General features: G+C 64.9%; 18 protein-coding genes and 1 tRNA gene. 9 read left to right on the top strand and 10 right to left on the bottom strand.

From position 1 onward, the window contains the following. Nucleotides 1-41: 41 nt before the first annotated feature. The 5 genes from ASE52_RS08485 to ASE52_RS08505 all read right to left on the bottom strand — a co-directional run bounded on the left by ASE52_RS08485 (nt 42) and on the right by ASE52_RS08505 (nt 6,179). Nucleotides 42-1,322 carry a TRAP transporter large permease subunit gene (locus ASE52_RS08485; protein ID WP_010459281.1) on the bottom strand — a complete coding sequence of 427 codons (1,281 nt, stop codon included), beginning with the start codon at nt 1,320-1,322 and terminating at the stop codon, nt 42-44. Between the two features lie 21 nt (nt 1,323-1,343). Continuing rightward, nucleotides 1,344-1,901 carry a TRAP transporter small permease gene (locus tag ASE52_RS08490; RefSeq protein WP_010459282.1) on the bottom strand — a complete coding sequence of 186 codons (558 nt, stop codon included), beginning with the start codon at nt 1,899-1,901 and terminating at the stop codon, nt 1,344-1,346. Nucleotides 1,902-2,004: 103 nt separating this feature from the next. Further along, nucleotides 2,005-3,219 carry a fumarylacetoacetate hydrolase family protein gene (locus ASE52_RS08495; RefSeq protein ID WP_057225394.1) on the bottom strand — a complete coding sequence of 405 codons (1,215 nt, stop codon included), beginning with the start codon at nt 3,217-3,219 and terminating at the stop codon, nt 2,005-2,007. 80 nt (nt 3,220-3,299) lie between these two features. Then, entirely contained in the window at nt 3,300-5,081 is a 1,782-nt protein-coding gene (locus ASE52_RS08500; RefSeq protein ID WP_010459286.1) for an IlvD/Edd family dehydratase, read from the bottom strand. 90 nt (nt 5,082-5,171) lie between these two features. Continuing rightward, entirely contained in the window at nt 5,172-6,179 is a 1,008-nt protein-coding gene (locus tag ASE52_RS08505; protein WP_010459288.1) for a TRAP transporter substrate-binding protein, read from the bottom strand. A gap of 158 nt (nt 6,180-6,337) precedes the next feature. Between ASE52_RS08505 and ASE52_RS08510 the strand changes: the two genes are divergently transcribed. The 4 genes from ASE52_RS08510 to ASE52_RS08525 all read left to right on the top strand — a co-directional run bounded on the left by ASE52_RS08510 (nt 6,338) and on the right by ASE52_RS08525 (nt 9,838). Continuing rightward, on the top strand, nt 6,338-7,306 hold the full coding sequence (locus ASE52_RS08510; RefSeq protein ID WP_035197426.1) for a LysR family transcriptional regulator: 969 nt from the start codon (nt 6,338-6,340) through the stop codon (nt 7,304-7,306). A gap of 155 nt (nt 7,307-7,461) precedes the next feature. Beyond that, entirely contained in the window at nt 7,462-7,950 is a 489-nt protein-coding gene (locus tag ASE52_RS08515; RefSeq protein ID WP_057225396.1) for a hypothetical protein, read from the top strand. Nucleotides 7,951-8,720: 770 nt separating this feature from the next. Then, nucleotides 8,721-9,254, top strand: a complete 534-nt coding sequence (locus tag ASE52_RS08520) for a 6,7-dimethyl-8-ribityllumazine synthase (protein WP_057225398.1) — start codon at nt 8,721-8,723, stop codon at nt 9,252-9,254. Nucleotides 9,255-9,313: 59 nt separating this feature from the next. Further along, a complete protein-coding gene (locus ASE52_RS08525) occupies nt 9,314-9,838 on the top strand; it encodes an NADPH-dependent FMN reductase (RefSeq protein ID WP_057225573.1) in 525 nt (174 codons plus the stop codon). 195 nt (nt 9,839-10,033) lie between these two features. Here the strand turns inward: ASE52_RS08525 and ASE52_RS08530 are convergent, their stop codons facing one another. The 3 genes from ASE52_RS08530 to ASE52_RS08540 all read right to left on the bottom strand — a co-directional run bounded on the left by ASE52_RS08530 (nt 10,034) and on the right by ASE52_RS08540 (nt 14,723). Continuing rightward, on the bottom strand, nt 10,034-11,611 hold the full coding sequence (locus ASE52_RS08530) for a methyl-accepting chemotaxis protein (protein WP_010459299.1): 1,578 nt from the start codon (nt 11,609-11,611) through the stop codon (nt 10,034-10,036). 406 nt (nt 11,612-12,017) lie between these two features. Then, nucleotides 12,018-13,292, bottom strand: a complete 1,275-nt coding sequence (locus tag ASE52_RS08535) for a CaiB/BaiF CoA-transferase family protein (protein ID WP_057225400.1) — start codon at nt 13,290-13,292, stop codon at nt 12,018-12,020. 234 nt (nt 13,293-13,526) lie between these two features. Continuing rightward, on the bottom strand, nt 13,527-14,723 hold the full coding sequence (locus ASE52_RS08540; RefSeq protein ID WP_057225402.1) for an acyl-CoA dehydrogenase: 1,197 nt from the start codon (nt 14,721-14,723) through the stop codon (nt 13,527-13,529). Between the two features lie 188 nt (nt 14,724-14,911). Between ASE52_RS08540 and ASE52_RS08545 the strand changes: the two genes are divergently transcribed. The 4 genes from ASE52_RS08545 (at nt 14,912) to ASE52_RS08560 (ending at nt 17,738) form a co-directional block, all read left to right on the top strand. Then, on the top strand, nt 14,912-15,877 hold the full coding sequence (locus ASE52_RS08545) for a LysR family transcriptional regulator (RefSeq protein ID WP_057225404.1): 966 nt from the start codon (nt 14,912-14,914) through the stop codon (nt 15,875-15,877). An 80-nt stretch (nt 15,878-15,957) separates the two neighbouring features. Continuing rightward, the gene (locus tag ASE52_RS08550) at nt 15,958-16,173 is read left to right on the top strand and encodes a hypothetical protein (RefSeq protein ID WP_010459881.1); all 216 of its coding nucleotides are present in this window, start codon (nt 15,958-15,960) and stop codon (nt 16,171-16,173) included. 177 nt (nt 16,174-16,350) lie between these two features. Beyond that, nucleotides 16,351-17,229, top strand: coding sequence for a DUF6279 family lipoprotein (locus tag ASE52_RS08555; protein WP_057225406.1), 879 nt, complete (start codon nt 16,351-16,353; stop codon nt 17,227-17,229). A 167-nt stretch (nt 17,230-17,396) separates the two neighbouring features. Further along, entirely contained in the window at nt 17,397-17,738 is a 342-nt protein-coding gene (locus ASE52_RS08560; RefSeq protein ID WP_082606819.1) for a DUF1090 family protein, read from the top strand. A 70-nt stretch (nt 17,739-17,808) separates the two neighbouring features. Here ASE52_RS08560 and ASE52_RS25930 read toward each other — a convergent pair whose 3' ends face one another. Together ASE52_RS25930 and ASE52_RS08570 are read right to left on the bottom strand one after the other, a co-directional pair. After that, entirely contained in the window at nt 17,809-18,177 is a 369-nt protein-coding gene (locus ASE52_RS25930; protein WP_158004150.1) for a hypothetical protein, read from the bottom strand. A gap of 209 nt (nt 18,178-18,386) precedes the next feature. Continuing rightward, nucleotides 18,387-18,471: transfer RNA gene (locus ASE52_RS08570), tRNA-Leu, on the bottom strand. Nucleotides 18,472-18,511: 40 nt separating this feature from the next. On the opposite strand from ASE52_RS08570, the gene cysM reads away from it, so the two are divergent. Beyond that, nucleotides 18,512-19,414, top strand: coding sequence for a cysteine synthase CysM (cysM, locus tag ASE52_RS08575; protein WP_057225410.1), 903 nt, complete (start codon nt 18,512-18,514; stop codon nt 19,412-19,414). The last annotated feature ends 91 nt before the right edge of the window (nt 19,415-19,505 follow it).

A 19,505-nucleotide genomic window follows, 5' to 3' on the forward strand; every position in this document is an offset into this window, starting at 1 on the left:
CAATAAGCGCTAGCGGCCTATTTGGCCTTACAAATGGTGTGCTAGCCAATAAACCACCGCATCGGCACCAGCACGATGGACGGGAACAACACCATCAAGAACATCATGGCGAACTGCGCGCCCATGAAGGGAAGCACCCCCCGGGTGACCTCGTCCATGCGCATCTTGCCCACCCCCGCCACCACGTTCAGCACCGTGCCGACCGGCGGCGTGATCAGGCCGATGGCGTTGTTCATGATGAACAGCACACCGAAGTACACCGGGTCGATGCCTGCGGCTTTGACCACTGGCATCAGCATGGGCGCCATGATCAGGATGGTGGGGGTCATGTCCATGGCGGTGCCCACGGCCATCACCAGCAGCATGATGGCGATCATCAGCAGCGTGGGGTTGTCCATGAAGGGACGCAGCAGATCCACGAGCTGGCGGGGGATGTCGGCCACGGTGATCAGCCAGGCGCTGACCATGGCCGCAGCCACCAGGAACATGATCACGGCCGTTGTTTTGGCGGCGCTCACGAACACGGCGGTGAGCTGGCGCCAGTGCAGCTCACGGTAGACCAGCGTGGCCACGAGCAGCGCATACACCGCTGCCACGGCTGCCGCCTCGGTGGGAGTGAACACGCCCATCTTCAGGCCCACGATCACGATGACCGGCAGAAACAGCGCCCAGGTGGATTCCTTGAGGGCCTGTAGTTTGTCTGCGGTAGTCGCCTTGGGGGGCGGGGTGATGTTTTCGCGCTGTGACACCCAGTACCACGCGATGGCGATGGCCACGCCCATCAGCAGCCCCGGCACGATGCCGGCCAGAAAGAGCTTGCTGATCGACACATTGGCGGCCACGCCAAACACCACAAACCCGATGGACGGCGGGATGACGGGCGCGATGATGCCCGCCGACGCAATCAGCCCCCCGGCGCGGGCCTTGTCATGGCCGGCCTTCACCATCATGGGCAGCAGCAGGGCGGCCAGAGCCGCAGTGTCAGCCACGGCAGATCCGGACAGTGCGGCCAGCATGCACGCCGCCAGGATGGCCACAAAACCCAGCCCGCCGCGCTTGTGCCCCACCAGCGTCAGGGCCAGCTTCACGATGCGCTGGGACAGGCCGCCCACGTTCATGATCTCGCCCGCCAGCATGAAAAACGGCACCGCCAGCAGCGGAAACGAGTCTGCGCCGTTGATGACGTTCTGCGCCAGGATCTGGGCGTCAAACAGGTCCAGGTGCCACATCAGGGCGGCGCCCGACACCAGCAGCGCGTAGGCGATGGGCACACCAATGGCCATGGCGGCCAGCAGGGAGCCGAGGAAGATGAAAATGGTCATGGGATGTTGCTCCGGGGCGATTCACTTCGGGCCGCTGGTGCGGTCCAGGTGCAGGTGTGGGATGGCTGCCACCTCTTCGGATTCGGTGACCTGCACCAGCTGGTCGTCCGGCACCTGGCCAGACAGCAGGCGCCACAGGTGCATCAACAGCAACAGCCCCGACGCCACCGCAAACACCACCCCGGATGCATAGAAGATGGCCACCGATGCGCCGGTGACGGGTGCCTCCACATCCCAATTGATGCGGGCCTGTGCAAGGGCGCCGCTGAACAGCAGCCAGGTGCAAAACAGCATCAGCCCATAACTGGCCGCCAGGCAGATGCGTTTGCCGATGGGGGGCAACCGGGTCAGCAGGATGTCGGTGCCCAGGTGGCCGTGCTCCTTGACCGCCACGATGGCCCCCAGGAAGGTGATCCACACAAAAAGCCACCGCGACAGCTCCTCACTGACGGAAATGCCGGAGTTGAAAACGTAGCGCAGCACCACGTTGCCAAACACCAGCAGCACCATCACCGCAAGGGCCAAGGCGATCAGCAGATTGATCCACCGGCAGCACCGGTCGATAAAGGCGTTCAGCATGGTTGTGTCTCCGTCATGGCAAGGCCATTTGATTTTTGGTGAGGGGAGCCGAGCTGTGGGCCCGGCGCACGCGGCGCTGCGGGTCAACGACGGCCTGTGCGGGCTAAAGCGCGGCGCTGCGCAGCAGGCCGCGCTGCGCCAGGTTGCCGATGAAGGCGCGCAAACCAAATTGCCAGGGCGCGGCAGTTTCGCTGTGGGTCACGCGGTTGTGCAGGCCGCCCAGCCAGGCGCTCTGGATGGTGACCACATCACCGAGCTTGTGGGTGAAGCCGCTGCCCGGCTGGTCGCGGTCTTCAATAGGCGCAAACAGCGTGCCCAGGAACAGCATGAACCCGTCGGGGTACTGGTGTGCGGCCAGCGTTTGGGCCACCAGGTCCGTCGGGTCGCGGCTGATGCTGGCCATGGTGTTGATGCCACGCAGCTCAAAGCCGTCCACCCCCGCCACCCGCAGGTGCACGGTTTCGTTGCGCACCTGGTCCATGCCGAAGCCAGCGTCGAACAGGCGGATGAAGGGGCCCAGCGCACACGATGCGTTGTTGTCCTTGGCCTTGCCTAGCAGCAGTGCGCTGCGGCCCTCGATGTCGCGCAGGTTCACGTCGTTGCCCAATGTGGCGCCGACGATGTCGCCCCGGCTGTTGATCGCCAGCACCACCTCGGGCTCGGGGTTGTTCCAGGCCGAATCGGCGCGGATGCCGATGTCATCGCCGCAGCCCACGGACGCCAGCACTGGCGCCTTGGTGAACACCTCGGCGTCGGGGCCAATGCCCACTTCCAGGTACTGGGACCACAGCCCTTTTTCCTGCAGCAGCGCCTTCAGGGCCATGGCCTCGGGCGATCCGGGGCGCATGTCGGCCAGGTTCTCGCCGATCAGCCCGATCACCTGGCTGCGCAGCCCCTGCGCGCGGGTCGCGTCGCCCCGCGCTTGTTCTTCGATCACGCGTTCGATCAGGCTGGCTGCAAACGTGACGCCTGCCGCCTTGACCACCTGCAGATCGCAAGGGGCGAGCAGCCAGGGCAACGTGGGCTGGCGTTGGCCCGGCAGGCTGTTCTGGATCAGTTCATCCACACCGCAAATGCGCCGCCCGGGCGTGTTGTGCGCAGCCTGTGCGGGCAACTCCGTGTCAAGCAGCGTGCTCATGGTCGGGTAGCTGTCGCTCAGGTCAAAAACGCCTTCGGGCCGCAGCGCCACCACGGCCGGGCCGGGGATGGCGCCGTGGGTCCACACACGGCCCACCAGCGTGCCTTGCAGGCCGTCGTCCGGTAAAACCTGGGCATGCGTGTCCGCACCGGCCGCGCGGGCCGTTGTCATGTTGTTCATTTGAAATCCTTCAAAGGTTCATTGCGCGGACCGCACACGTTGTGCGGTGCTGTGCGGTGCGGCAGGCGTTGTCGCCAGCTTCAGTGGTTGTGGCGCGGGGTTTTTTCGGAGATGCGCCGAAAGGTCAGCGCAAAGTCCAGCGTGGCGCCATCGACCAGCTGGCCTGTCTTTTCGCGGTACAGCGCTTCCCACGGTGACTGGCTGGCAGGCACGGGCGGCGCGGGCAGCTCGCGTTGGCGGCGTTCGATCTCATCCGCCGCCACCAGCGCGTCGCAGCGGCCTGTGTTCAGGTCGATGCGGATCGTGTCGCCGCTCAGGAGCCAGCTCAACCCCCCGCCCACCGCGCTTTCGGGCGACGCGTTGAGGATGGAGGGGCTGTCTGCCGTGCCCGACTGGCGCCCGTCGCCCAGGGTGGGCAGTGTGTTGATGCCACGCCGGATCAGCGCGTCGGGCGGCTGCATGTTGACCACCTCCGCAGAGCCCGGCCAGCCGATGGGCCCCGCACCGCGCATCACCAAAATGCAGCCCTCGTCGATGTTCAGCGCCGGGTCGTTGATGCGTGCGTGGTAGTCGTCAGCGCCTTCAAACACCACGGCACGGGCTTCAAAGATGCCTTCGTGCCCGGGGCGGCTGAGGTAGCTTGCGCGAAACGCTTCGGAGATCACCGAGGTCTTCATGATGCCGAAGTCAAACAGGTTGCCGCTGAGTACCAGGAAGCCCGCCTTCTCCATCAGTGGCGCGCTGAAGGGGCGTATCACCTCGCGGTCGCGCGTTTCGCGGCCTTGCAGGTTGTCGCCGATGGTCTTGCCCGTCACGCTGGCGCAATCGCTGTGCAGGCGGCCCGCCTGCTGCAGCTCCCACATCAGGGAGGGTACGCCCCCCGCGCGGAAGAACCGTTCGCCCAGGAACTTGCCTGCGGGCTGCATGTTCAGCAGCAGGGGCAGGTTGTAGGCATGTTCGGTCCAGTCCTTGGCCTCCAGCACCACGCCCGCATGGCGCGCCATGGCCATGATGTGCACCTGCGCGTTGCTGGAACCCCCGGCCACGCTGACCACCGACAGCGCATTCAAAAAGCTCTCTCGCGTCAGGATGCGCGAAGGGCGCAGGTCTTCATACGCCATCTCGACAATGCGGCGCCCGGTCTCGTAGGCCATCTGGCCACGCTCGCGGTAGGGCGCCGGAATGGCGGCGCAGCCAGGCAGCGACAGGCCCAGCGCCTCGGCCACGGCGTTCATGGTCGAGGCAGTGCCCATGGTGTTGCAGTGGCCCGCCGAGGGTGCGCTACTGCAGGCGCGCTGCAGAAACTCTTCTTCATTAATCTCGCCCGCTGCCAGCTGGCGGCGGCTGCGCCAGATCACGGTGCCCGAACCCACCAGTTCGCCGTCGTGCCAACCGTCCAGCATGGGCCCGCCCGAGAGCACGATGGCCGGGATGTCCACGGTGGACGCGGCCATGATGCCAGCCGGTGTGGTCTTGTCGCAGCCCGTGGTCAGCACCACCGCGTCGATGGGGTAGCCGTACAGGATCTCGACCAGGCCCAGGTAGGCCAGGTTGCGGTCCAGCGCCGCAGTGGGGCGGCGGCAGTTCTCAAAGATTGGATGGACCGGAAACTCCATCGGAATGCCCCCCGCATCGCGGATGCCATCGCGCACGCGGCGCGCCAGGTCCAGATGAATGCGGTTGCAGGGCGACAGGTCGCTGCCCGTCTGCGCGATGCCAATGATGGGCCGGCCCGAGCGCAGCTCTTCGGGCGTGAGCCCGTAGTTCATGAACCGTTCCAGATACAGCGCGGTCATGTCCGAGCGCGCGGGGTCGGCAAACCAGTCGCGGGAGCGAAAGGGGCGTCGGGGTGTCTTTTGCATGGGGTTGTCAGAAGAACGCTGTGAAAGAAGGGAAAACCGCCGCTGCCAGCGCGCAGCATTTGGCGGCGCGCCGACGGGGCCGGGCTTTGCTTACTTGCCGCCGCGCGCCTTGGCCAGTTCGCCCATCAGTTCGCTGGTGGTTGCTTCACCAAATTCCTTGCCGTACTTTGTCAGCACCGGCTGCAGCTTGGTGCGCAGCTTGGCCTGTTCGGCAGCAGGCAGCTCGGTGATCTGCATGCCCGCCTTCTTCAGCTCGCCCAATGCGGTTTCGCTGAAAGCGCGGATGGTCTTGCGCTCAAACAACGTGGCTTCGCGCGCGGCTTCCTGCACGATCTTCTGCTCCTCGGCTGACAAGCCATCCCAGGCCTTTTTGGACATCAGCAGCACCCAGGCGCTGTACATGTGGCGCGACAACACCAGGTGCTTTTGCACTTCGTAGAACTTGCTGGCCAGGATGGTGGCCGGTGGGTTCTCCTGCCCATCCACCGCAGCTTGTTCCATGGCCGTGTACAGCTCAGTGAATGGCATGGGTGTGGCGTTGGCGCCCAGGGCGTTGAAGGTGTCCAAAAACAAGGGGCTCTGGATCACGCGCAGCTTGAGGCCCGCCAGATCGTCGGCCTTGTTGATGGGGCGGCGCGAATTGGTCACGTGGCGAAAGCCGTTCTCCCAGAACCCCAGGCCGATGAGTCCCTTCTCGGGCAGCATGGCCAGCAGCTTCTGGCCAAAGGGGCCATCCAGCACCGCGTCGGCTTCCTGCTCGTTGTTGAAGGTGAGCGGCAGATTGAGCACGCCAAACGGCTTGATCAACGACATCAGCGTGGACGAATCTGGCACCGTCATCTCCAGCGTGCCGCCGCGCAGGGCCGACGTCATGCTCACGTCGTTGCCCAGGGAGCCGCTGGCAAACAGCTTGGCGTTCATCTTGCCGCCGCTCTTGGCCTGGAGCCTTTCGGCAAAGTGCTTGACCGCCTGCGCTTGAGGGTGGTCGTCGCTCAGGCCGATGCCAACCTTGAACGTGTGTTCCTTGACTTGTGCAGACACCGGGGCGGCCAGAGCGGCCAGCACCGTGGCGACCACGGCGAGGGTTTTGAATTGCATGCTTTTGTCTCCGTTTTGGAATGGCTGGGGTCTCGATGGCCGAGGTCATCGGCGCCCTGCAGTCCTTTTGCAGGACCGTCATCGACGCAGGCCACAGGTTAGGTAGCGCGCGTGCCGGGGTCCACTGAATCTTTTGCTACGATCCATTCCAAACGCTTATGAGTCCAGACGCATTTCCGGGTAAACCCTTGTCTTTGGCGCAGGCCTGTGCGCGGCTGCGGTTTCGGCATTTGCAGTTCCTGGACATCCTGGGGCGCACGCGCAACCTGCGCCTGACGGCCGAGCAGATGCATGTCACCCAACCTGCGGCCACCAAGATCCTGATGGACATTGAAGAGATCCTGGAGGCGCGTTTGTTCGACCGCCTGTCGCGTGGCATGCGGCCCAACGAACTGGGGCTTTTCACGCTGCGCTATGCCAGTGCCGCGCTCGATGGTCAGCGCCAATTCGTGGACGAGTTCAATGCCCTCAAACAAGGCGGCCATGGCCACCTGACGATTGGCGCCATCACGGGCTCGGCGGCCCATCTGCTGGTGGCGTCGGTGGTCGAGATCCAGCGCCTGCGGCCCTTGCTGGTGCTCAAGATCCTGGAGCAAAGCAGCGACCAGCTGATCCAATGGCTGGCCGAGCGCAAGATCGACCTGATGATCGGGCGCTTTACCGACGAGGCCCAGCGCAGCCAGTTCCATTACGAGCGCCTGTCGGCCGAGCCGCTGGCCGTGGTGGGCGGACTGCACCACCCCCTGCGCGGAGGGGCGGACCTGGCCCTGACCGAGCTGGCCCACTGGCCGTGGATTCTGTACCCCGCCTCTACCGCCGTGCGCAAGGTGTCGGACGACCTGTTTGGCGGCGCAGGCCTGGCGCTCACGGCGGGTGTGGTGGAGACGCCGTCCTTTTTGTTTGCGCTGGAGCTGATGAACACCACCAACATGATGTCGCTGCAGCCCGCCGCCCTGGTTGAGAAATACGTGAACAAAGGACTGCTGTCACGTATCCCCGTGGACCTGCCAGACCGCATGCCCAGCTATGGCCTCATCACGCGGCTGGGGGAGCCGCCGACACCCGCCGCGCAGGCCTTCATCGATGTGCTGCGCGAGACGGCGGGCGCTGGCTTTGACGAGCCGTGATGGCCGATGGTCGTCCCACTTTGGCAATAACCAAAAGTTATCGAAAACGACGGCTTTTTGGGGCTTGTCCACCCCGTTGGGACGGTTTGCATCCCCGTCCTTCCTCACCACGCCGTTATGCTCTGCGCCCTTTGACCGAACCTGCCTGCTGCCCCATGACCGACTCTGCCGACGACACCCCCACCCCCATCCAGGAACCCCGCTTGTGGAGCGACGAGCGCTGGATGGCGCGGGTCATCAAGAACGAGGATGACGATGGCTGGGCCGTGTCCATGACGCTGCATGGCGAGTCCGAGCCTGCGCTGGTGGGCCCCTGGACCATGGGGCGTGACAAGAAGAACCCGAAGCCCCTGGATGTGTCGGCCTTCAACACGCTGGTCAAAACCGCCAGCGAGGTGCTGCGCCGCCACGAGCAGCAGCTGCACGCGCAGCTCAACAAGAACGTGAGCATCACCACGGCCGACGGCCAGCGCCTGCGCGTGGCCCTCGCCATCGTGCCGGACGAAGAAGGCGCCACCGCCACGCTGAGTGCCATGGACGACCTGGGGGAGGAGCTGGCACGTGTGCCCGTGCCCCCCACGTTCAAGCTCACCACCCACAGTGCCACGGCCTGGGCCCAGGGCGGGTTCGAAAAGCCGCGCTGAATGAACCCTGGGTGGCTGCAAAAACGGCACTGCCGGTGTTGCCAATCGCATGGGTGACCGGTGACCACAGGGTAAGCCCCTAGAATTCGCTCGTTGGCCCCGGAGTGTTTCCGGGGCCGATTGCGTTCTCAGGGCGGGGCGAAATTCCCCACCGGCGGTATCTGCGGGCTGAAAAAGCCTGCAGCAGCCCGCGAGCGCCTGCAGGGCAGTTGGAACCTGATCAATGTCTTTTTGGAGTCGCGCAAGAACCTTTTCGGGATGGGATGCTAGGCGCGGGGCGCAGTGGATAGCCCAGCTATCCACAAGCGCCGCAACACCGCAGACCGCCCGAAAAGGCTCTTGCCCGAAGGGTTGGGGTGAAATCGGGCGATTGGAAGCCTTGGTTGCTTGCATGGGCATGAGCCCATGCGGCGCATCCGAGGCTTCCACTCATCCCGATTGCACTCCAACGCGATCTCCAAAAAGACATTGATCAGGTTCTTAAGCCCCGCAGGGTCAGCAGATCTGGTGCGATGCCAGAGCCGACGGTCACAGTCCGGATGAAAGAGATCGCGAAGCCATGGGCCTCCCGCCGGGGTGGTTGCCTGTGTGCGTGTCGGGTGCGCGGTGCCGGGCTGTGCGGGGCTGTCTGATCGTGAGGTCGGGCGTGCCTGCAGGGCCAGGGGCTGTTCGCTGGGCCGCATGCGTGTGGGCAGCTGCCTTGCCATGCAAGGGGCTCTGTTCGCGCGCGCCCTGATTCTGGTAACCCTTTTCTTTGTTCGAGAAAATCCATGAATCAGTCCTTCCATTCCCACCATGCCGCTGCTGCCAATGCCGACCAAAGCGGCCGCACAGCGATTGCGCACCGCAGCGAACGGGTTGCGGTCATCTGCGCCAGCTGGCACCGGGACATCGTTGACCAGGCCCGTGATGCCGCCGTGGCCGAGTTCGCGCGCAGCGGGCTGCCTGCGGGGCAGATCGACCAGTTCGAGGTGCCCGGCGCGTTCGAGATCCCGCTGCTGGCCAAGCGGCTGGCGCAAAGCGGGCGCTACGACGCCATCGTGGCCTGCGCGTTCATTGTCAACGGCGGCATCTACCGCCACGAGTTTGTGACCACCGCCGTCATCGACGGTTTGATGCGCGTGCAGCTCGACACGGACGTGCCCGTGATGTCCGCCGTGCTCACGCCGCGCGATTTTCATGAGCACGAAGACCACCTCAAGTTCTTCCGCGAGCACTTTGTGAAGAAGGGCGCAGAAGTGGCGCGCGCCTGCCTGGACACCATGGCCCAGTTCAAGGCGCTGGAGCCCGCGCACGGGGATTGAGCTGCGCGCAACCGGTTGCCGCCACCGGCTTGGGCGTGCGGCTGGGCCAGAATGGCTCCATGAAAATTCTGGCCCTGTGCGGCAGCCTGCGCGCTGCCTCCATCAACGCTGCGTTGCTGCGCACGGCGGCGCGCGTTGCTCCACCTGGCATGGAGGTCGCGTGGTGCGCGGCGGTGGGTAAGCTGCCGCTTTTCAACCCCGACCTGGAGGCACAACCGCCACCCGCCGCGCTGCGTCTGCACGCCGATGTGGCGTGGGCCGATGCGCTGCTGATCGCGAGCCCCGAATACGCCCACGGTGTGACGGGGGTGATCAAGAATGCGCTCGACTGGCTGGTGAGCCAGGAGGCCTTTGTGAACAAGCCGGTGGCGGTGTTCAATGTCTCGCCCCGCGCACACCACGCCGATGATGCGCTGCGCGAAACACTGCGGACGATGTCTGCGCGCATCGTCGAGCCTGCGTGCCTGAGCCTTCCGTTGCTGGGCGCACACCTGGCAGAAAACGAGATGGCCACGCACCCGCTGGTGGCGCCGGCATTGATCGAGGCGCTGCAGGCCTTGCAGCGAGCAGTGGAACCTGAATAGGCTTGGTTGCTATAAAAAACATAGCTTATAGCGCATGATAGGAAAGCGTTAGAGGCCTTTTTATCGGATTTTCTTCTCTGCGTTGGCCCATGCATGGGGCCCTGCGCGCAGCGAAGTCGTACCGGTCGCCCGCAGGCGCCGATAGCCGTATCGGTGCCCCGGCGCCACAGGGCGCACCAGCCCTTGGCCAGCCTGTCAGGCGGCAGCCAGGCGGGGCACGTGCACTCCCGCCGCTGCGTGCTCGCCGGTTGACAGGCGGAACACCGACACCGCGTCCACCAGCTGCTGCGCCTGCCCCTTCAGGCTGTCGGCGGCCGCAGCGCTTTCTTCCACCAGGGCCGCATTCTGCTGGGTGGCCTGGTCCATCTGCATCACCGCCTCGCCCACTTGGGCCACGCCTGCACTCTGCTCGCTGCTGGCGGCGCTGATCTCGCCGACGATGTCCGTCACGCGGCGGATCGAGGCGACCACTTCGGTCATGGTGGCTCCGGCCTTGTCCACCAGCGCGGTGCCCAGTTCCACACGCTCCACACTGGCGTGTATCAGCGTCTTGATCTCCTTGGCCGCATCGGCGCTGCGTTGGGCCAGGCTGCGCACCTCGCTGGCCACCACGGCAAAGCCGCGCCCTTGTTCACCCGCCCGCGCGGCTTCGACGGCGGCGTTCAGCGCCAGGATGTTGGTCTGGAAGGCGATGCCGTCGATCACGCTGATGATGTCGGCGATCTTTTTGCTGCTGTCGTTGATGCCCTTCATGGTGGTCACCACCTCGGCCACCACATCGCCGCCCTGGACGGCCACGGTGGACGCGCTCACCGCCAGCTGGTTGGCCTGGCGCGCGTTTTCGGCGTTGGCCTGCACGGTGGAACTGAGCTCTTCCATTGATGCCGAGGTTTCCTCCAGCGCGCTGGCCTGCTGCTCGGTGCGGGCCGAGAGGTCGTTGTTGCCCAGCGCGATTTCGGTGCTGGCGGCGGCCACGCTGTGGGCGTTGTTGCGCACGTTGCTCACCACGCGCGACAGGCTGATCTGCATGTCGTGCAGGGCGTTGAGCAGCAGGGCAATCTCGTCCTTGCCCGCCACATGCCGCGCCACCGTCAGGTCGCCCCCGGCCACGGCCTGCGACACACGCACCGCGTTGTCCAGCGGGTTCACCACCGTGCGGCTGAAGGCAATGGCCCCGGCAATGCCCAGCGCGCACACCACCAGCATCACCACCAGGCTGATGGTGGTGGCGCGCTGTGCGGTGGCTGCTGCGCTTGCCGCCACTTCGCTGCTGGCCTTGGCGATCAGATCCCCAGCCTGGTCGATCAGCTGCGAGGGCTCGCGGTCCATGCCCGCCACGGCCTTGTCGCCCACCTGCGGGTCGTGGTCGGCGGCCTTGAAGGCTTCAAACCCCTTGCGGTAGGCCGCGCCCATGTTTTCATGGGCCTTGGCAAACTGCACCACACGCTCGCGGCCTTCACCCGGGGGCAGGGCGGCTGTCAGCTTCTGCGCATGGTCCTTGATGGACTTTTCCTGCTTTTCAAACGCAGCCCAATAACGGGTGAGCTGGGCCGGGTCCTTGCCACGCAGCAGCACGTTTTTCCACTCCTGCACCTGCACCTTGAACTCGTTGAGCATGCTGGATGCCAATCGCTCATGCTCAAAGCTTTGGGCCACGGTGGTCTGGTAGGTGTCCAGCGCCTGGTTCAGGCGGCTGATGCCAAACAGCGCCGCTGCAAACAGCAAAAGCAGCGACACGGTAAAGGCCAGGGGGAGCTTGAGGCTGAGCTTCATGGGGAACTCCTGTTGGGTCCACAAATCACCGCAGTCGCGGGCAAGTCCCGGTGGGCCCTGGTCTTGCCCTGCCATGCTTGGTGGCAGTGGTTCGGCTGCGCCCCCGGCTCGGTCAACCGGCGCGCGCGGTGTGTCGTGCCGGAGAGATTCCCACTGCCATTATGGAGAGGAATGTAAATTTTTGTACATGAATTTTTCACCCATGGCCGAGCGCGTTGCGGTGCGGTGTTTGCATGTGGTCGGTATCAAATTAATAGCAGCTACCGCTTGATGGATAAGCGTTGGTGGCCAATTGGATGCCGAACTTATAAACAAAACGGCCTTGCCGAGTTGGGCAAGGCCGTTCCGCTGTTGGTGCACAGCGTGGGTGGATTCTCCGTGGGCCTGGCCCGTGTTGCCTCGGTGGCTACAAAACCCCGTTGGCCCGCAGCGCCGCAATGCGCGCTGCATCCAGCCCTAGCTCGCCCAGCACCTCGTCGGTGTGCTGGCCCAGCGCGGGGGGGGCGTTGCGCAGCACGGGCGGGTTGGCCGACAGGCGCAGCGGGCTGGCCACGCCGGTGATCTGCTGCACGCCGTCCTGGGCGGTGTCCCCCTCCGCCCAGCGCGGCAGTGCCACGGCCAGGCCGCGCGCCTTCACCTGTGCATCGTCAAACGCCTGGGCGATGGTGTTGATCGGGCCGCAGGGCACGGCCTTGTCTTCCAGCAGCGTGATCCAGTCGGCCGTGGTGCGTGTGCGCGTCACGGCTTCCATGGCAGGGATCAGGTCGGTGCGGTGTTTGACGCGCAGCGTGTTGGTGGCATAGCGCGCATCGGTGGCCCACTGGGGCTGTTCGGCTGCGGCGCAAAAGCGCTGGAACTGCCCGTCGTTGCCGATGGCCAGCAGCATGGCGCCGTCCTGCGTGGGGAAGTCCTGGTACGGCGCCAGGCTGGGGTGGCTGTTGCCCTGGCGTGTGGGCGCGGTGCCCGTGGCCAAAAAGCCGGCGGCCTGGTTGGCCAGGATGGCCATGCCCACGTCGAGCAGCGACATGTCGATGTGCTGGCCCAGGCCGGTGCCGCTGGTAGCGTTGTCGCGCACGTTCAGCGCGGCCACGATGGCGGTGCTGGCGTACACGCCGGTGAACAGGTCGGTCAGCGCCACGCCCACGCGCAGCGGGCCGCCGCCGGGCTCGCCATCGGCGCGGCCGGTGATGCTCATCATCCCGGTCATGGCCTGGATCATCAGGTCATAACCAGCGCGTTCGGCATAGGGGCCGTCTTGCCCGAAGCCGGTGACGGAGCAGTAGATGAGGCGCGGGTTGAGCGCGCGCAGGCTCTCGTGGTCCAGCCCGTATTGCTGAAGGCCGCCCACCTTGAAGTTCTCCACCAGGATGTCGGCTTGCTGGGCCATCTGGCGGATGAGCTGTTGCCCCTCCGCCGTGGCCATGTCGATGGTCACCGAGCGCTTGTTGCGGTTGCAGGCCGTGAAATAGCTGGCCTGCGTGGTGTCGTTGCCCTCCGCGTCCTTCAAGAAGGGTGGCCCCCAGTGGCGCGTGTCGTCGCCTGCGCCGGGGCGCTCCACCTTCACGACATCCGCGCCCAGGTCGGCCAGGATCTGGGTGCACCAGGGGCCGGCGAGCACGCGGGAGAGGTCGAGGACCTTGATGCCAGCGAGGGCGCCTGGGGAGGAGGGGGATGTGGTCATGGGGCTGAATACTATGAAATTGATAGCTGGTAGCGCTTTTCTATCAAGCGCTAGATGCCTAAAACACTTGAAATGTGCTTATGAAAGCCCCGTTTTAACTCCCTCTCCCCTCGCGGGAGAGGGTTGGGGAGAGGGGGAGAGCACCGGCACAACGCACACGCCGCAACCCCCCCCCCCCCCCCCCCCCCCCCCCCCCCCCCCNCCCGCGAGGGGAGAGGGGAGTGATGCGGGCGCTCAGTTGGCGAACGCCGCAATGCCCGTCTGCGCGCGGCCGAGGATCAGCGCATGCACATCGTGCGTGCCTTCGTAGGTGTTCACCACCTCCAGGTTCACCAGGTGGCGTGCCACGCCGAACTCGTCGCTGATGCCATTGCCGCCCATCATGTCGCGCGCCAGGCGGGCGATGTCCAGGGCCTTGCCGCAGCTGTTGCGCTTGATGATGGACGTGCCTTCCACGCTGGCCGTGCCCGCGTCCTTCATGCGGCCGAACTGCAGGCAGGCCTGCAGGCCGATGGCGATTTCGGTCTGCATGTCGGCCAGCTTCTTCTGGATGAGCTGGTTGGCGGCCAGGGGGCGGCCAAACTGCTTGCGGTCCAGCGTGTATTGGCGGGCGGTGTGCCAGCAGAACTCGGCCGCACCCAGGGCGCCCCAGGCGATGCCGTAGCGCGCGCTGTTCAGGCAGGTGAAGGGCCCCTTGAGGCCCTGCACTTCGGGGAAGGCGTTTTCTTCGGGCACGAACACATCGTCCATCACGATCTCGCCGGTGATGGAGGCGCGCAGGCCCACCTTGCCGTGGATGGCAGGGGCCGTCAGGCCCTTCATGCCCTTCTCCAGCACAAAGCCGCGAATGGGGCCCACGGCGCCACCTTCGGAGACTTCCTTGGCCCAGACCACGAACACATCGGCCACGGGGCTGTTGGTGATCCACATCTTGCTGCCCTTGAGCTTGTAGCCGCCATCGACCTTGTAGGCGCGCGTGGCCATGCTGCCGGGGTCGGAGCCGTGGTCGGGCTCGGTCAGGCCGAAGCAGCCAATCCACTCGCCGCTGGCGAGCTTGGGCAGGTACTTCTGCTTTTGCGCTTCGGTGCCGAACTCATGGATGGGCACCATCACCAGCGACGACTGCACGCTGGCCATGGAGCGGTAGCCCGAATCCACACGCTCGACTTCGCGGGCGATCAGGCCGTAGGCCACGTACGACAGGCCGGGGCCGCCGTATTGCTCGGGAATGGTGGGGCCCAAGAGGCCCACTTCGCCCATCTCGCGGAAGATGCTCACGTCCATCTTTTCGTGGCGGAAGGCGTCCAGCACGCGGGGCGCCAGCTTGTCCTGGCAGTAGGCGGCGGCGGCGGCCTGGATGGCGCGCTCGTCGTCGGTCAGTTGCTGGCTCAGGAGGAAAGGGTCATCCCATTGAAAAGCGGCGTGGGCCATATGTGTGTCTCCAGGTCAAACAAGAAGGAAAAGAGGCGAAAACGAATCGACTGGGATGCATCGTAGGCTTTGGCGTAGCACCCCGCAAGCGAGTTCTTTTCATTCAGACATGCGTTTATGGAATGTATGGAATACTGTTGCCGTATACGCCAAGGCGTAGCTACCCTTGCTTCAAGTTCCTCTTCATCATGCGCCGCAACATCCCATCGACCCAGGCCTTGGCATGCTTTGAAGTCGCCGCCCGCCACGAAAGCTACACCCGCGCCGCGCAAGAGCTGTCACTGACGCAGAGCGCTGTCTCGCGCCAGATCCAGGCGCTGGAGGAATTCCTGGGCGTGCAGCTCTTTCGCCGCACGCGCCACGGCGTGGTGCTGACGCCCGCCGGCGCGCATTACGGCCGCCAGGTGGCACGCTGGCTGCAGGGGCTGGAGCGTGACACGCTCGATGTGATGGCGCACCAGGGCGAGGGCGGCACGATCACCCTGGCGGCAGTGCCCACCTTTGCCACCCGCTGGCTCATCCCGCGCCTGCCGCAGCTGGCGCAGCAGCACCCCGACATCGTGGTGCACATCGACACGCAGACACGCCCTTTCTTGTTTGCCGACACCACCTTCGATGCCGCGCTGTACGCGGGCACGCCCGAGCAGGTGGCCCACTGGCCCGGCGTGCAGGCCCTGCTGCTGATGCACGAGGACGTGGTGCCCGTGTGCAGCCCCCGCCTGCTCGAATCCGCCGCGCCCCGGGGCCGGGGCCGCGCCCACCAGCCCGTGGCCGCCGAGGCGTTGGCCGACCTGCCCCTGCTCCAGCAAAGCACGCGCCCCTACGGCTGGCGGCAGTGGTTCGACGCGATGGAGGTCCAGGCACCCCACGCGCTCGATGGCCCGCGCTACGAGCTGTTCTCCATGCTGGCCGTGGCGGCCACGCACGGCATGGGTGTGGCGCTGATGCCGCCTTTGTTGATCGAGGCCGAACTGGCCAGCGGCGAGCTGGTGGTCGCCTGCAACCGCCCGCTGCGGGGCGAGCGCGCCTACTACCTCATCAGCCCCGCGCAAGCGCAGCCGCCCGTGCTGGCGGCGTTTGCGCAGTGGCTGCAGGGCATGGCCGCGGCGGCAGGGGGTGTGCCGCCGGTAGCCGGGGCAGACGGCAAGGGATGACGCGCTTGCATCCGCCCAGGGGCTGAACTAATCTGGTGGCGCTGGAGTCTGTCTGCACATACCGACCCGGGAGTGACCCCATGACCACCTACCATGCCCCGCATTTCGACCCCACCGTGGACGAGATCGAGACCCTGAAACAACTCGAAATGGGCCAAGTCATCACGCTGCCCCATGCCATCAAGGACCATGTGTCCGGTCGCCTGCTGGAGTGGGGCTTCATCACCAAGGGTTCCGGCGGCGAGCTGGCCATCACGGCCAGCGGCCGGCAACTGATCCGCCGACAGGACAACTAGCCTCTACGGCGCCACAGAGCGCCACTGACGGCAAGGCGCCCGCGCAGGCCACTTTTTAGCGCCGGGGCTGCGGTCAATCCTCGCGCAGCCGCCGGGGTATTGCGCCCCGCAAATTTCCCCGCGCCGCGTTGGCCCTATCCTGCCTCTCTTGCCGTCCTTCATTCACGAGGAGCTTCTGTGCGCGCACCGTCCCCCATTCGCAAAGCACTGTGTGTTGCCACCCTGGCGGCATGTGGCCTGCTGATGCAAGGCTGCAGTGCCGTCAAGCTGGCCTACAACCAGGTGCCGCAACTGGCCTACTGGCAGCTGAACAGCTACCTCGATCTCTCAGAAACCCAAACCGAGCGCGTGCGCGACGAACTGGGCGACCTGCACCAATGGCACCGCGACACCATGCTGCCCCGGCATGCCGAGCTGCTGCAGAAAGTGCAGCAACAACTACCGTCAGCCATATCGCCCGACCAGGCCTGCCGCACCTATGACGATGTGCGCGCCCAGATCGACAAGGTGGTCACCCAGGCCGAGCCCAAGCTGGTGTGGCTGGCCGCCCAGCTCACCGATGCCCAGGTCCGCAACCTGCAAAAGAAACAGGCCAGCAGCAATGCCGACTGGAAAAAGGAATGGGTCGACGTGACCCCCGAAAAGCTGCGTGAGCAGCGCTTCAAACAGCTCCTGTCACGCGCAGAAACCTTTTACGGAACCCTGGACGAGCCGCAAAAAGCTGCACTGCGCGCTTTTGTCGCCCAGTCATCGTTTGACCCGCAACGCACCTATACCGAACGCCTGCGCCGCCAGAAAGACCTGGTTCAGGTGCTGCAGAAAATCGCCGAAGACCGCACCAACACCGACCAGGCCCGCAGCCTGCTGCGTGGCTACCTCGCCCGCTTCAATGCATCGCCCGACGCGGCCTACCAGCGCTATGCACAGACGCTGGTGGAAGAAGGTTGCGAAGGCTATTCGCGCGTGCACAACGCGATGACGGCAGGGCAGCGGTTGAAGGCAGTGCAATCGGTGAAGGGGTATGAGCAGGACTTTCTGGTGCTGGCGGCGCAGTGAGCGCTGGAGGATAGAAAGACAAACAAAAGGCTGCACTGCCGCTGAAGCGGCGTGCCCTTGTTCTGGGGGGCCTCCTGCGACGCCTGAAAATTCTCGCGCTCCGCATCTTGGTCGCCAGCGCGAATTGCTGTCATGCTCAGCCCTCATTCCCTCAGGTACTTACTTGTATGCATTTCAGCGGTTGTTGCACGTTGGTCATCGCGATAACCGTGACAGGTTCCGCCATCGCACAGCCCGCGAATCCCGTGGAGAACCCCACTGCGTGCACTGCAGAAAAGGCCGACGTCGAAAAACGCATGGAAGTCGCCCGGTCCAAGGGACAGATGCTGCTACGCCGGCAGCTGGCGGACCAACTGGGGGCGCTGCAAGCGAGCTGTCAGCCGCTCGCGGTCGACCCGGGCCGCGCGGCGAATATTGAAAGGCTGGAGAAGGAAGTCCGGGCGCTCCGGGCAGAGCTTGAAGCTGCCGAGGAACAGTTGCGCAAGTTGAGAAGCGAGGCAAACCGCTGAACGGCGAGTGGACTGCAGGAGCCGTGCCACGGCCTACAGGCTCGGCGTCACGCTGGGGGCTGAGAGATTTCTACGCCAGATTGCGGGCGTAAAAATGAACCTGGGGCAGGGGCTTGTTGGATTCTGTGTGCCGGTGGCCATCGGCCTCGCAGATCCCCAAAAAATGCGCTGAAAATGGCGCTTTAGAAAATGGAAATCCCCTGTGAATCAACCTGTTGCCCATGCCGAGCTGATCGCCACTTTCAAAAGGGCGCAGGCAGACGCCGCCCACAAGCAGGGCCTCATCAAGGCTGTGGGCGCCAAGGGCCCAAAAGCCATTCAGGCGGCTGTCGATACGGCGGCCAAAGCAGCGAAGCGCAGGGATTCGTATGCGGAAAAGCTCGCTGCCTTGGGGGTGGTTCTCGAGGATTGAGCGGGGCACGGCGATGGCATCTGCCACGACAAGGCGATCGGTATCGTAGAGGTACCGGCTGTGGGCGCCGGGAACATATCAATGTGCCCCCTTTTTTTGAAAATGTGCCCCCAGATATGCCCCCCAAAATTCCGGACGGGGGTGGATGGGTCTTGGCGGGCACGGACAGCTAAGGTGCTGATTTCAAAGGCGCAAAAAAAAGTCCGCAAGAGCCTGCGCTCTTACGGACTTGTTCGTGGTGCCCGGGGCCGGAATCGAACCGGCACGCCTTGCGGCGGGGGATTTTGAGTCCCCTGCGTCTACCAATTTCACCACCCGGGCTGGAATTCGTGAAGCCCCAAATTATGGCACAGTAGGGCGCATGAAATATCCGACGATTGAAGACGCGGTTGGTAACACACCGCTGGTGGCGCTGCAGCGCATTGGGGCCCAGGACAACACGGCGCGGGGCAATGTGGTGCTGGGCAAGCTGGAGGGCAACAATCCGGCGGGTTCGGTCAAGGACAGGCCCGCGCTGTCGATGATTCGGCGCGCGGAGGAGCGGGGCGACATCCGGCCCGGCGACACGCTCATCGAAGCCACGTCGGGCAACACCGGCATTGCGCTGGCGATGGCAGCGGCCATCAAGGGCTACCGCATGGTGCTGGTGATGCCTGAAGACCTTTCCATCGAGCGCGCGCAAACCATGAAGGCCTTTGGCGCAGAGCTGGTGCTCACGCCCAAGAGCGGTGGCATGGAGCATGCACGCGACCTGGCCGAGGCCATGCAAAAGCGCGGCGAAGGCAAGGTGCTGGACCAGTTCGCCAACCCCGACAACCCGCGCATCCACTACGAAACCACCGGCCCCGAGATCTGGGAGCAGACCGGCGGGCGCATCACCCATTTTGTGAGCGCCATGGGGACCACGGGCACGATCACGGGGGTGTCGCGGTTCCTCAAGGAGAAGAACCCGGCCATCCAGATCATTGGCGCGCAGCCTGAAGAGGGATCGCGCATTCCGGGCATCCGCAAGTGGCCGCAAGAGTACCTGCCCAAGATTTATGACGCGAGCACGGTGGATGAGCTGGTCTATGTGAACCAGGACAGCGCCGAAGACATGTGCCGCCGCCTGGCGCGCGAAGAGGGCATCTTTGCAGGCATCTCGGCCGCAGGCGCGTGCTGGGTGGCGCAGCAGATTGCCGCGCGCGACAGCAATGCCACCATCGTGTTTGTGGTGTGCGACCGGGGCGACCGGTACCTGTCTACCGGCGTGTTTCCGGCGTGACGGGTTGCCACCGGCTGCCGGGTTCGAGAGTTTGAATCAAATTGGCTTCTAGCGCTTGAAGGGTAAGCGCTAATAGCTATAAAAATAATAG

It is taken from the genome of Acidovorax sp. Root275 (genome assembly GCF_001428965.1).
GTDB classification, from domain to species: domain Bacteria; phylum Pseudomonadota; class Gammaproteobacteria; order Burkholderiales; family Burkholderiaceae_C; genus Acidovorax; species Acidovorax radicis.